Below are 12,736 nucleotides of genomic sequence, written 5' to 3'. Positions count from 1 at the left end.
CATGACGACAAGCGGTACCTTCGCGCCGGACGCCGGCGCGCTTTCTTCCCTGCTGGACGCGTCCGCCGGCCCGGTTCTGGTGCTGGACCCCTGCGGCGCGCTGTGGGAGGCCTTCTGGCAGGCGCCGCACTGGAAAACGCTGTGGCAGGCGTGGCGCCTGGCGCCCGGACAGACGCAGGAGGGCGACGTATGGGACGTGCTGGGCGCGCTGCGCCACGTGCACGCCACGGACGGGAGCGAGGCGCTGGCCGCCGCGCTGTTTCCGGCAGACGTGCACAGCGACCTGACGCGCAGTCTGATGGCCTGCGTGCTGGCGTTCGCGGACGACACGGCCCACTTCATCGGGCGCTCATCCGGGCTCGGCGCGCTGGCCGGTCAGCTGTGGGCTGACGACCTGTGGACGGCTATCGCCCGCTGGAGCCGTCAGTATCCGCACCCTCCGGCGCTGCAGGCGGCGCGCGCGCTGCTGACGCATGAAGGCGCCGGCGAGTCTGTTCTGGCTATCCGCGGCCGCATGGCCATCTTCCACCATCCGCACGTGGCGGAGACGTTTACGGGCGCGCCGGGATTCAGCCTCAGCGCGCTGCGCCAGCGTCCGGGACAGGTCATCTTCCTGACGCCCGACATCCGCTGCATGGAAAGTGAGGCGCTGACGTCCGTGTACGGCTTCCTCTTTAACGCGCTGCAGGCGCTGGCGGCGCTTCATCACGTCACGTTTTCGCTCGCTGAGCCAACCCTGACCGCAGAAGGAGATCCCCTGTGAAAGAATCTGATTCAGCCGCTCCGCAAGGGAGCGCAAAGACGTCCCGCATCACGCCGAAGCGCGTGGGCTGGATAGCGCTGAACGTTGTCCTGCCGGCGTGGGAGGTGTCCAGCTGGAGCCGCCACGCCGGGCGCAACGTCTCGCGCCTGTGGCAGCGCCTGCGCGAGGTCACGGCCGGGCGCGGCGCCGGAGATTACCGCCCCGCTGACTGGTCGCAGGCGGTGGCGGACAGCGGGCTTCCGCCCGCCCGCCTTGCGCGTAACCTGCGCGTCAGCCGCTGGATATGGTGGGGGCTGATGTGGCTTACCGGCCTGCCGGTGATGGGGTTCCTGCTGATGCTGATTGCTGCGGGCAGCAGCATCGGCGGGACCGGCTGGCTGCGCGTGGGCTGCGTGATGCTCGTGCTGCTGCTACTCGCGGCGACCGGGTTTGTGCAGGCGCTGGTCACCAGCTTCCGCCTGTGGCAGCTGACGGAAAAACGGGTGTCGGCGTCAGAGAAGGGCAGTTTTCAGGACTATCTGCAGGAGACGCGCTGGTGCCGGCAGGTGCTGAGCGGCGGCCTGCTTTAAGGAGACTACGCATGCGAAATAAAACGCGCGAACAGCTTCTTATCCGCGTTATCAACCTGCTGGACGATGCGGAGCTGGGTGAGCGGCATGAGACGATCATGAACCTGGTGCACAGCGCCCGCCGTGCCTGCAGGGAAGGGCAGAGCAGTGTAGCGGAACAATGCAGGTCAGAGGTGCTTACGCATCTGCATAATGCACGCCTGAGCCTGCAGGGAACGGAAACCGAACCCGCGGTTACCGTCGTCATTGATGAGGCTATCAGCCAGCTTGACTCCGCCAGTGAGAATACGCTGTCATCCCCTTTCAGGCTGAATCCGGAATTCACAGAACCCCTGTGTTACCTGCTGATTTTTACCCTGCTGCTGACGCTTGTGCTTCATTTCGCGTTGTGAGCGGCTGACTGAGCTGAAGGAGGACTTTTATGTATATACGGCTCGATGTGTTTGCCGGCCTGCTCCGGGTGCGGCCGGGAGAGCTGCTTCACGCCGTGCGCACCACGGGCGAGCTGGACGGCATGCTGCTGCCTGCCCGCAGGCAGGTGCACGGTGCGGCACTGATGTTCGATCAGGCTGAGGCCACGGCGTTTGCTGCGCGCTGGCACGCCCGTGAGCCTGCGGATCATCCCGCGCCCTCCGGCGAACCGCTGATACCGCTTGATGCGTTTGCAAGAGAGGCGGGCATTGCGCCGCTGGCGCTCTGGCAGGCTGTCAGCCGGCGTAAGCGCCTGCGCGGTATCACGCTGCCGGTGCCGGTCAGGTCCGAAGGGCAGCTGCTGTTTGAGCCGGCGGCGGTCAGCCGTTTTGTCAGCGCTCTGAGGCGCGTATCGGACGGAGAGAGCTCATGACCCGTGATGAATGTCTGCTGAAGTTCCGGCGTCACCAGTCGCCCGACACGCTGGAGAAGGTTTACGAGATGCTGAAATACAGCGGCGACCCGGCGGACGAGTATGCGATGACCTGTGCCTGGGACCACCGCAGGGCGGAGCTCGCCGCCGGCAGGCTTTTCGACCGCGTGCCGATGCACGTGTGGCGGTTCGTGGAGTAACGTTAAGCGCATTCAGCCCGCCTGCACTTCACATACTGCCATCCCCAACACTTTTCACTCAGGTCATCCCCTGACCCACAGGTAAACCATGAAGCTACTGACAAAAATTCAGGCGGCGGCTCTGCTGTGCGCCGCGTCCTGCCCGGCGTTCGCCGACGGCGTGGACTACCAGACAATCAGCGATGCCGCCAGTAAGACCGGTGACCTGTCCCGGCAGGCGCTGGTGATGATATTCGGCGACGTGGTGCTTACGCCGTTTCAGCCCGGGCAGGTCACGCTTATCGGCTCGCTGTTTGCGCTGCTGAACGGCGTGCTCTGCTCGGTCGCGCTGGTGTGGTTCCTCATCGTGACGCTGAAGACGGTGTTCAAAGGTGGACAGGACGGTAAGGTATTCAGCGCCGGCCGGACCATGCTGCATCCCGTGATGAGCTTTGCCGGTTTTATCACGCTAGTGCCGACCGCGTCAGGCTGGTCGCTGTCGCAGCTGGTGATGCTGTGGGCAGCCTCCACCATGGGCATCGGCAGCGCGAACCTGTTCACCGACAAGGCGGCTGACATGATAAGCAGCGGGATGTCGCTGGTCGTGCAGCCCACGGCGCCCTCCACGCGGTCGGCGGCGCGCGCGGTGTTCGAAATGAACCTGTGCAAGTACGCGACCAACCGCGAGTTGTCCTCGCTCTATCAGGACGGGCAGGCGCGAACGGCGCTGATGGAAACGAAAGGCGGAAACGGCGACTACACCACGGGTAACGGCAGCGCGCTTTGCGGCAGCGCCCGCATCCCCGAGCCGTCAACCGGCGTCATGGACAGCCTGTTTGGATCGGCCGTGAACACGGCGAGCGTCACCACGGCATCGCGAGGCGCGCTGGACACCATGCAGTCCACGCTCGATGCCGCCGCGCAGGCTTACGTCGATGCCTATCTCAGCCGGCGCGATCAGGATACCGGCACCCTGAGCGATCCCGAGACCACCATTCAGAACGCGGCGGCCGCGTATGAAACCACGGTCAACAACGCGCTGAACCAGCTGAACTACAAAGACTCGCTGCAGAGTCAGCTGACGACGCAGCTTAAAACCTACGGCTGGATATCGCTGGGCGCCTGGTACAACACCTTTGCGACGGCCAACAGCAAAACGAACGAGGTGGCCAACGCTGCGCCGGTGACTGCAGGGGCCAGCCTGCACGGCGAAACGGGCACCGGTGACCTGTTTCATCAGGTGTTTACGGCGTATCGATCGCAGGTGCAGAACAGCACCTACACAGCCCCTCTCGGTTCGCAGACGGCTAAAGATGACGGCGCAGCTGCGAACGCAACAGATTCGGATGCAATATTCGTTGGTATTTTTAATAGCCCAATGCAGAAGCTCACTACCGCCTTAGGTAGTTGGACAATTGGCACTCAGGCGGATTTTTCCAACCAGGTAAATCCTCTTATCAAGATGCAGACCATAGGTGACTACACACTTCTGGCAAGCGAGAGTGCATTAACAACTTACACGCTGGTCTACGCGGCGGCTTCCGCTGCTGATAATTCACTGTTGGGCACCGTTGGAAGAATACTTCCTTTCAACGTAACTGCAGCGGCTAAAGACGTTCTGACTGAACTGTCACCGCCATTTTATTTCCTGCTGTTGCTCTTATTTGCAGTGGGTTTTTCACTGGCGGTATTTTTGCCAGCGGTACCGTTTCTGTACTGGATGGTAGGGGTATTTAACTGGCTGGTCAGCGTCATGGTGGGCTGTGCGGCCGGGCCTATGTGGTCGGCGACACACCTTGGTGCCGAGGAAGATAAGGGCAGCCGCAGTGCGTATGGCTATATCTTCCTGATTGATATGATGCTGCGTCCTTCCCTGATGGTGCTCGGGTTCTTTTTTGCCTCTGTTGCCGTTATGGCGGGGGGGACGCTCTTAAACCTGCTGTTTGGAACCGCGCTGGCCAACGCTAACGCCGACTCAATCATCGGGTTATTCAAAATGGTGGGATGGCTGCTGATCTACGCCCGCATTGCGACATTTGGCGTGACGCGCGTATTCGGGCTGCAGGCCACGCTTGCCGATTACGTGATTACCTTCCTAGGCGGTGCTGGTATGGCCGGCATCATGGGTGGACTGGTTGAAGACGTCAAAGGGATGTTTGCCGGCGCAGGAGGTGGTGCTCGCAGAACGCCTGGTCTTCAAAAAGTTAACAATCCTGAAGGGCCCGGTAATAAAGACGGAGTCAGGTAATTTCACCTGGCTTTATTTACAGTTGTGCGTATAATTTAATCAGAGGGATTACGGCAGGAGGATGCCATGAAAACAGTACAACGTCATGATAACTTGATTGATTCTATCTGGGCACTTACCCGAGTACTTTATTATTTCTTGGTACTTCCATGCTTGGTATTTCTGGCATTTGCCACCTTGGTTGGTATCTTTGGCAATACGATGGTTCGAGCTGACGGTGGTTACTATCTCTTTTCTGCCCTGATATGGGCTGCGATTATTATCCCCCTCGGATATCGTCGATTTGGCATACTTAGTCGCCGTCGCCAGCTTAAACAGATTGTCACCCTGCTCAGCAGTGACGAACGTTTCAGTCCACAGAAGCATCATCAGGTTATGGATGCGGGCCGGGGTAAATATCTGGGGGTCGATATCAGATCAGGCAATCTTCTGTACATCCACATGGTGAAGAAGGGCGTCGTCGACGTCATCGGCCTCACCATGCGTGACTGGACGGAGCGCGAACTGGAAGGCAGTACGCTGCGGTTGAACACGAGAAATCCTGAGGTACCGGTGCTGAGCATTAATGCGCATCCGACCGTGACCAAAGAGCTGTTTAATACGATCGGCGCAATGAGCCACAAGAGTTATTCAGAATCGTTCCCGCAGGAGCCGTGGCCGGAGTATGTTGGCCGCCAGAGCCGCTTTGTTGAGTTCGAACACAACGTGGTGGTCCCGCAGGTCGTCTGATTTATCCCGACATTCTGACGCTTTTCCTCTGACACCGGCCCCGCGCCGGTGTTTTCTTATCTGAAGTCTGGCGGGCCCTTGCGTCCGTCTCCGATCCCGGAAACTCTCACATGTACACCTCTAATCCGAACGCCACCGGCAATAACGAGCCGGCCATGGTGATGATCACCCTTGGCCTGACGCTGCTGCTTTGCTGGCTTTTCTTTGCTGACTTTGTGCGCTGGAGCTGCTGGTTCCTTTACTGGCTGTGGCGCTTCGCCGACTTTCCGCAGATTCACCGCTACGCCGCCGAACGTATCAACCTGCTGGCCGCCACCGGCAACGGCGCGGAGTCGGTGAAGCTGACCGAATGGCGCGACGTGATGAACCTCACCGCCGGCATCCTTTTCGTGCCCATGGTGCCGTTAGTCGCGGTGACCAGCTGGGCGCTGGCGCGTCATCCTGCGCTGGGCTTTCGCAGCCGCCGCGCGATCGATATCCATTCGCTGCCGCGCGTAATGGCCACCTTCGCGCCTTCCGTCATCCCCGTGCTGTCCGGGCATCGCGGTGACGGACTCATGAACGACACCACGCCGGAAAACGCCTGGGCGCTGAAGCCCGAAGAGTTTGCGGAGCAGCACGGGCTGATTAAGCGCCGCGTGCTCGATCGCGACGCGGCGAAAGCCCTGTTCGATGCACAGAACGGGCCGGCTATAACGTCACCTGACCAGTGGCAGCCGCATGAGCGTGCGCTGCTGGCCGTCTTTGGCCTGCAGGTGTTCACCGGGGACAGGAAGGCGGCCACCACGCTGCTGGATGATCTGAACCGGTCCTGCATGACCCGCCGGCTGTTTCGCACGCCGGAATTTCGCAGCGTGCCCGACTGGCTGATTGCAGAAAAGCACGTGGCCCGCGTGCTGGCCAGTCCGGGCGTCAGCGAGTGGCTGAACATGCACGGGACGGTGCGCTCTGCTCTGGCCGGGCTCTACGGACGCGACCTCCGCCTGCCGCCGGCGCGCTTTCGCTGGCTAAAGGGCTGCGACCGCACGCTGTGGTACGGACTTCACACCGCTGACACCGCCAAGGTGTTCGTGGAGGGAGCGGGCATCGTGGCGCAGGCACGGGCGGAGCGGATGGCCGCCCGCATGAATCTGCCGCGCCCGCCGCTGATGACGGATGAGGCAGTGACCGGCCTGCAGCTTGAGCTCGAGTCGCTGGGGCTCGTGTACCCGCGCGACGCGCGGCCGAAACGCGCGAAACCGCAGCGCGACATACCGTTCCCTGACGCACTTTATCTGCCCGGACCGGGCGAAGATGAATTTTCTGACGGCGCCGGCGTGCGCTGAGACAAGGATCTGATGATGACAACTTCACGCAGAGAGGGCCCGTTCGGGGCTGAAATTACCTGCGACCTGCTGAGCGTCCACCGCTTACAGACTGACGAAAAAGTGGGTGCGGACTCGCTGACAGGGCGAGGCTTAACCATGCTGTTTGTTTGTTCGCTCCAGAAGAAGCCGTGGTTTGTCTTGCACGGCGACGGCCTGTACGCGCAGAACGCACAGGATGGGCTGGCTCCGCTATATCGCGGCGATGACGCGGCGCAGCTGCTGCGCTGTATTTCTGACCTGCTGACCACTACAGAGAGTAAGCGTATACGCAGCCGGAGACTCACGAAGTACGGCTGCGCCCTTGCAGCGGTCTGTCTGACGGGTGCCTTGATGACAGTAGCCGTCATGGCTTTTGGCTTGCTTTCGTCTTCAGGCTCCCGTCTTCTCACTACAGTGGATGCCCAGCCTGTGTTCAATTCAGTGGCCGGCCCTGCCCGCAACACATCCGCTGAGCGGAGTGCCCCGGTACTGATGCCGAACCAGAATGATGTGCAACCTGACCGTCCGGCACTGCAACCGCCTGCGCCGCGGGGGCAGCCGTCCGCCGCCGCAGCCGACGGCTGGGACCTTCCGCTGAGCGTGCGCGCGGGGCTGCCGGCAAAACTTCATAACGCGGCATCACGAGGGCTGTTCACCGTACCGCTGTCATCCGGCCACGCGCGCACAATTTACGTGTTCGCCGACCCGGCATGCCCGAACTGTCAGCGCATGGAGCGCCACTTTGAAACCGCTGCCGGCACCGTCAACGTGGTGATTTTCCCGGTCACCATCGAGGGCCGTGAGGCGTCACTGAAGACGCTGACGCCGGTAATGGCACTGCCCGAAGCTGACCGTCCTAGCGCGTGGAAGCAGCTCTTTGCCGCCGATGCCGGTATCGGCGTTCCGGGCGCCGCAACGGCCGCACCGGCGGACACCAGTGAGACCCAGGCGGAAACGGCGCGTGGGGCGATCGGCGTCAACGAGGTGGCCTTCCGGGCCTACCGACTGCCGGGCACCCCCTGGACGATTTCAGACGACGGCCGCTACGTGCCGCAGAGCGTACTGAGCTCGCCGGCGGCGCTCGCGGACTTTTTGAACGGAGGCGATCATGGCGGACAATAACGCTGCACTCGACAGCGCGCGCGTCAACCGGCACGCGGGCCGCTCGTGGCTCATCGACGTACTGAGCGAGACCGGCACGCTGGCTTGGGGGATGCTGGCCGCCGTGGTGGCCGGCATCGTCTGGCCCGCCACGCTGGTGCTGAGCCTGCCGGTGCTGATGTTCTGGGCGCTGGTCGTGGCGCCCGCCGGCCGCTGGAAGATGCCGATGCGCATGCCAACCGACATTAACCGGGACGATCCGTCGAACGAGCGAAAGGTGCCGGCAAAGGTGCTGGGCTTTCTGCCGGTGGCCACCGTGCGCATTCACACGAGCCGCGCGGCCGGTATCCTGTACGCCGGCTACCTGCGCGGCAGGGACGCCGGGCGGGAGCTGTGGCTCTCCATGGACGACCTGACGCGTCACGTGCTGATGTTCGGTACCACCGGTGCCGGTAAAACGGAGACGCTGCTGGGCTGGGTGTTTAACGCGCTGTGCTGGGGTAAGGGCGTCATTTTTTCTGACCACAAGGCGCAGAACGACGTGGCGCTGGCCATGATGTCCATGGCCCGCCGCTTCGGCCGTGAGGACGACCTGCGCATGATGAACTTCATCACCGGTGGTCGCTCCCGCGCGCAGGAGCTGCTGGAAGACGTGAAGGGCCGCCCGCAGACGAACACCACCAACGTGTTCGGCATCGCGCAGGAGACCTACACCATCAACCTGATGGATTCCATGCTGCCCAAAACTGGCGGCAGCGGCAGCGACTGGCAGGAAAAGGCCCGCTCCATGAACCAGGCGCTGGTGACCGCGCTGGTCTATAAGTGCCGGCGCGAGGGCACGGTGATGTCGCAGCGCACCATTCAGGCGCACCTGCCACTGCGCAAAATTGCCGGGCTTTACGTGCAGGCGGTTGAGGAGCAGTGGCACGAGGAAATCCGCGTGGCGCTGGAGAACTACCTAAGCACGCTGGCCGGCTTTGACATGGACAAGGTGGCCACGCCGTCCGAGTGGGACCCGGAGGCGAACCGCCAGCACGGCTACCTGATGCAGCAGTACACGCGCATGCTGACCCTGTTCAACGACACCTATGGTCACGTCTTTGCGCGCGACGCGGGCGACATCGACCTGAGAGACGTGGTGCACAACGACCGTATCCTGACCGTGCTGGTGCCGGCGCTGGAGCTGTCCGCCACGGAAAGCAGCACGCTGGGCCGCCTCTACCAGTCGCAGCTGGCCATGATATTAAGCCAGGACCTTGGCGAAAAGCTGGAAGGGCGGCCGGACGAGAACATGAAGGTGCGAAAGTTTAAGGACCGCTTTCCGCTGCTCTGGATTATTGACGAGGTGGGCGCCGGTTACAGCGAGAAGCTCGGCGAGCTGGCCACGCAGATCCGCTCGCTGGGCTACTGCCTGCTGCTGGCCGGGCAGGAGGTGCAGCGTCTGAAGACGGCGGCAGGCGACGCGGTGTGGACGCTGATTGCCAACATGGGCGTGCGCATCACCGGCAAAATTATGGATCCGAAGGACACGCTGGAAATTCTGCAGCTGATGGCCGGTACCGAATACCGCGCGCATATGAGTGCGCTGGTGCAGCAGGGCAGCATCCTCGGGAGCGGCCTGAGCGATGATCCGCGCCTGCAGGTGAGCGAAAAGAAAAAGGTCGACGTAGAGGAGGTGCAGGCGCTGCAGGAGGGTGAGAACGTCACGCTTTTCAGGGGGCAGGTTGTGCGCGGCAGCTCGCTATATATCAGCGATGCCGACAAGTTTACGAAGGAAGCGGTGCGCATCAACCGCTTTATGGAGGTCAGCCCGCCATCCGAAGCCCGGCTGCTGGCCACCATGCCTTATCGCCGTCGCCGCAGCTACGTGCGGGCCGACCGGGTTCAGCACATTCTGCAGGTCCTGGACGCGCCCCCGGCCGCGCAGGATACCCGTGGGCTGGTGCTGACCGACCCGGCGCTTGCCGCCGTATGTGAATTCTCCCTCGAGTGCGAATACAGCTGGAAGCGGGCGCCCTCAGCTGCGGTGCGTTCGGCGATACTCTGGCACATGGTGCTGGAAAGCCTGCCTGCGCGGGGACGGGGCTATAAGGTCCGGCTGCGCGAACCCCGCCTGATGGGTGTGGGGCGCGAGGCAATTGAAAAAGCCGCGCAGAACTATGTGGCGCTGGCGTCTGAAAACACTAAAACGTTTAGCTAACCGATTGTCACGTATGGTTATTTACAGCGAAAGGGCTAAAGCATTTTAGCCTGAGTCCGATAACAACCGTGAGACTGCTTCACAGTCTGCCACTGCTTGAATAAACGTTTGTAATGCTGATCCCTTTAAGGGCCTTTAAGGCCCTCTTTTTTTGCCTCTGCAACATGAATCATCAGACTGATTGCCGGCCACTGCCGGCTTACTGCAGGAACAAAACATGAAATTAACGTTTGCAGCGATCGCTATGGCGACCTCGCTGAGCTTTGTCGCGCTCGTATCAGCCGCGACGCCTTCCATTGACGTCGGATTTTCGCCTGAGGGCAGCGCGGAGCAGCTGGTCCTCCGCACGCTGGACGAGGCGCACAAGAGTATCCGCCTGATGGGCTACAGCTTCACCTCGCCCACGATCGTTAAGTCCCTGGTTGCGGCAAAACGTCGCGGTGTGGACGTCAGGGTAGTCGTGGACGACAAAGGCAACCGCAGCAAAGCGAGCCAGGCAGCAATGAACGTGGTGGTCAACGCCGGCATCCCGCTGCGCACTAACGGGCAGTACAAAATCATGCATGACAAAGTGATCATCACCGATGGCCAGAACGTGGAGCTCGGCTCGTTTAACTATACCCGGAGCGCAGCGGAGTCGAATTCCGAGAACGTGCTGGTCGTACGCGGGGTGCCCTCGCTGGCGCAGATGTACCTGACGCACTGGCAGTCTCGCTGGGATGGCGGTACGGACTGGCGATCGACTTACTGAATTACGCCTGACAAAAGTGAGAGTGGTCCGCGCGCCAACGCCGATCACTCTCCAGCTTAAAGTTAAGTCGCTGATTTATGGGTTATGTAGTATTCTCTGCAAAATTCGCTCTGAATTTAGTGGAGGAGGCAGAGATGTCACAGTCAGCTAACGAGGTCACTTCCTCAGCAGGATCTAAGCGCCCATATCGCAAAGGTAATCCGTTAAGTGCTTCTGAAAAGCAGCAGGCAGCGGTGGCCAGAAAAAAACTAACTCATAAAGAAGTTAAGATTTTTGTGCGCAATCCATTAAAAGACCGGCTTTTGGTCGAGTGTGACAAACTAGGCATGACACAGGCTGAGTATATTGAACGTCTTTTAGAACAGGCGTTTGAAGCTGGCAATAAGTAATGGCATTACTTTCTTGTCGTATGTCTGTTGAAGTGATAGATTGCAAACCGTAAAGAATTCTGGCGGGCCACGCCGCAATATGGCAAGAGACTGGTACTTACAGATTACTGAAGGCCAGAAAAAACGAAACCCCGATAATCTTCCTCAGTTTGGCGACTAGGTAGAAGACTAACGGGGCCCACTTATTCTGCATAGAAGCTGTTGCTCTATGCGGGGAGTATAGATTCATGCCCGAAAAACTGCAATACCCTCGGTGCTTACTCCTTCTGTGCAACATAAGCGCAGGAAGGCGTGACTGAACAGGTACCTGAAAACACTTCATTTTACCGGCAGGTAAAAAATCCGAATCCGGAATTCGTCCCCGAAAAAGGAAAGAAAACTCTGCCGTTCTGCGAAAAAATTCGTAAGAAGGCGGTGGGGTTTACGCAACGCGTGGAATTCCAGATGCTGGTTGCAATGTCGATCGCCCGTGGCGAACGCAAACGCCGGCCACCCAAGCTTCGTATGCGCGCGCTGGAAGCAACACTTCAGGCAATGTGCTGGTATCTGAATCCGCTGGCCAACCGCGTGGGCGCCTCGCTCACGACCATGAGCATCCGCTGCGGGCTGGCCACAGAGAAAAAACGTCTCTCGATCACCCGATTCACGGGTGCCTGCCATACGCTTGAGCAGCTGAAGCTCATCACCTACAACACCGAGTACGATAAAGAGATCGGCTGTAACATCCCGACAGATATCACCTTCACGCCGCTGATGTGGCAGGTACTGGACGTTTCGGAGGAAGCCGTTGCTGCTGCACGCCGCAGCCGTATCGAGTGGGAAAACCGTCTGCGTGAGAAGAGGGGGTTACCACGCGCAGACGCCGGTGAACTCATCAACGCAGCCTGGGCGTTCGTGCGCGAACGCTTCCGCGAGTACCAGAAGTCGCGCCGGGAGCACGGCATGAAACGTCACCGTGCGCGCAAAGACGCACCGCGCACTCGTAAAGATATTGAGGTGCTGGTCCGCACTCAGCTGAACAAAGATATCGTTAACGGTCGCTTCTTTGGTGGCCTGGACGCGGTGAGAGCAGAAATCGAACGCCGCGTGGCGGAGCGCATGAAGATGTCGCGTGGCCATTATACGCGTCTTGATGACGACAAGCTTGTAACCACCTGACGCGTTTCTGATATCCTTCGGTTCTACCGAATGGCGCTCTGGCGCAGGCTTATCCGCGTTCGCAATCCGGCCTGAAATTCCGCTCTTTACCTTCACCCCCATTCTTTCAGCTATCCGGTTTGCGCCGGAGGCCCACGCTCGCCTGTGATTCTCCATATGTATGAATATTATCCACTTGTGGCTGATGCCCGCCATAAGTCCAGGTCATACTCAGCCCATTAATTCATCGAAGCAGCGACGCTGAAGTCACGCCCTGGCGAGTTTCTGAGTTATCTACATTAACCGCGAGAGGGTGTTTATATAATCTCCTGACCGAAGAGCCAGTTAACTGCGATTCGAACTTTTTTCAAACCGCGATGATCCTTTTAAAAACCCGATCTACTTTCTTTTAAAAAACCGTTATTACTTACCTTTAAGGAAAAAACCTATACGCCTTCGCCGTGTGGACAATTAAATGCC

At 60.1% G+C, this 12,736-nt stretch carries 14 protein-coding genes; all 14 read left to right on the top strand.

Features of this window, described 5'->3' with window-relative positions; genetic code table 11:
- The first annotated feature begins 1 nt into the window (after nt 1).
- The 14 genes from AC6I8A_RS24000 to repA all read left to right on the top strand — a co-directional run bounded on the left by AC6I8A_RS24000 (nt 2) and on the right by repA (nt 12,277).
- Nucleotides 2-763 (top strand): prepilin peptidase-dependent protein, encoded by a 762-nt coding sequence (locus tag AC6I8A_RS24000; RefSeq protein WP_497819426.1) that lies wholly within the window; start codon nt 2-4, stop codon nt 761-763.
- A complete protein-coding gene (traX, locus tag AC6I8A_RS23995; protein ID WP_497819425.1) occupies nt 760-1,332 on the top strand; it encodes a conjugal transfer protein TraX in 573 nt (190 codons plus the stop codon). The genes AC6I8A_RS24000 and traX overlap by 4 nt, the downstream gene beginning before the upstream one ends.
- 11 nt (nt 1,333-1,343) lie before the next feature.
- Complete coding sequence (locus AC6I8A_RS23990; protein WP_497819424.1) at nt 1,344-1,724, top strand: hypothetical protein; 381 nt, start codon at nt 1,344-1,346, stop codon at nt 1,722-1,724.
- 29 nt (nt 1,725-1,753) lie between these two features.
- A complete protein-coding gene (locus tag AC6I8A_RS23985; protein WP_497819423.1) occupies nt 1,754-2,176 on the top strand; it encodes a hypothetical protein in 423 nt (140 codons plus the stop codon).
- On the top strand, nt 2,173-2,376 hold the full coding sequence (locus AC6I8A_RS23980) for an Hha/YmoA family nucleoid-associated regulatory protein (protein WP_497819422.1): 204 nt from the start codon (nt 2,173-2,175) through the stop codon (nt 2,374-2,376). Before AC6I8A_RS23985 ends, AC6I8A_RS23980 begins: the two co-directional genes overlap by 4 nt.
- Nucleotides 2,377-2,464: 88 nt before the next feature.
- The gene (locus AC6I8A_RS23975) at nt 2,465-4,603 is read left to right on the top strand and encodes a DotA/TraY family protein (RefSeq protein WP_497819421.1); all 2,139 of its coding nucleotides are present in this window, start codon (nt 2,465-2,467) and stop codon (nt 4,601-4,603) included.
- Nucleotides 4,604-4,669: 66 nt separating this feature from the next.
- The gene (excA, locus tag AC6I8A_RS23970; protein WP_497819420.1) at nt 4,670-5,332 is read left to right on the top strand and encodes a plasmid IncI1-type surface exclusion protein ExcA; all 663 of its coding nucleotides are present in this window, start codon (nt 4,670-4,672) and stop codon (nt 5,330-5,332) included.
- Nucleotides 5,333-5,442: 110 nt separating this feature from the next.
- Nucleotides 5,443-6,657 (top strand): secretion/conjugation apparatus DotM-related subunit, encoded by a 1,215-nt coding sequence (locus tag AC6I8A_RS23965; RefSeq protein ID WP_497819419.1) that lies wholly within the window; start codon nt 5,443-5,445, stop codon nt 6,655-6,657.
- A gap of 12 nt (nt 6,658-6,669) precedes the next feature.
- The gene (locus tag AC6I8A_RS23960; protein ID WP_497819418.1) at nt 6,670-7,800 is read left to right on the top strand and encodes a thioredoxin fold domain-containing protein; all 1,131 of its coding nucleotides are present in this window, start codon (nt 6,670-6,672) and stop codon (nt 7,798-7,800) included.
- Nucleotides 7,787-9,979: an F-type conjugative transfer protein TrbC gene (gene trbC, locus AC6I8A_RS23955; protein WP_497819417.1), complete on the top strand. Its 2,193-nt coding sequence runs from the start codon at nt 7,787-7,789 to the stop codon at nt 9,977-9,979. The genes AC6I8A_RS23960 and trbC overlap by 14 nt, the downstream gene beginning before the upstream one ends.
- A 217-nt stretch (nt 9,980-10,196) precedes the next feature.
- Nucleotides 10,197-10,730 (top strand): phospholipase D family nuclease, encoded by a 534-nt coding sequence (locus tag AC6I8A_RS23950; protein ID WP_497819416.1) that lies wholly within the window; start codon nt 10,197-10,199, stop codon nt 10,728-10,730.
- Nucleotides 10,731-10,864: 134 nt separating this feature from the next.
- Nucleotides 10,865-11,119 carry a replication regulatory protein RepA gene (locus tag AC6I8A_RS23945; RefSeq protein ID WP_497819415.1) on the top strand — a complete coding sequence of 85 codons (255 nt, stop codon included), beginning with the start codon at nt 10,865-10,867 and terminating at the stop codon, nt 11,117-11,119.
- 227 nt (nt 11,120-11,346) lie between these two features.
- Nucleotides 11,347-11,418: a RepA leader peptide Tap gene (tap, locus tag AC6I8A_RS23940; RefSeq protein ID WP_369404263.1), complete on the top strand. Its 72-nt coding sequence runs from the start codon at nt 11,347-11,349 to the stop codon at nt 11,416-11,418.
- Entirely contained in the window at nt 11,411-12,277 is an 867-nt protein-coding gene (gene repA, locus AC6I8A_RS23935) for a plasmid replication initiator RepA (RefSeq protein WP_497819414.1), read from the top strand. The genes tap and repA overlap by 8 nt, the downstream gene beginning before the upstream one ends.
- Nucleotides 12,278-12,736: the final 459 nt, after the last annotated feature.

Source organism: Pantoea sp. X-Soil-ISGK-275 (genome assembly GCF_059730795.1).
Note: the sequence above shows the minus strand (reverse complement) of the source record. Positions and strands in the feature narration are given on the sequence as shown.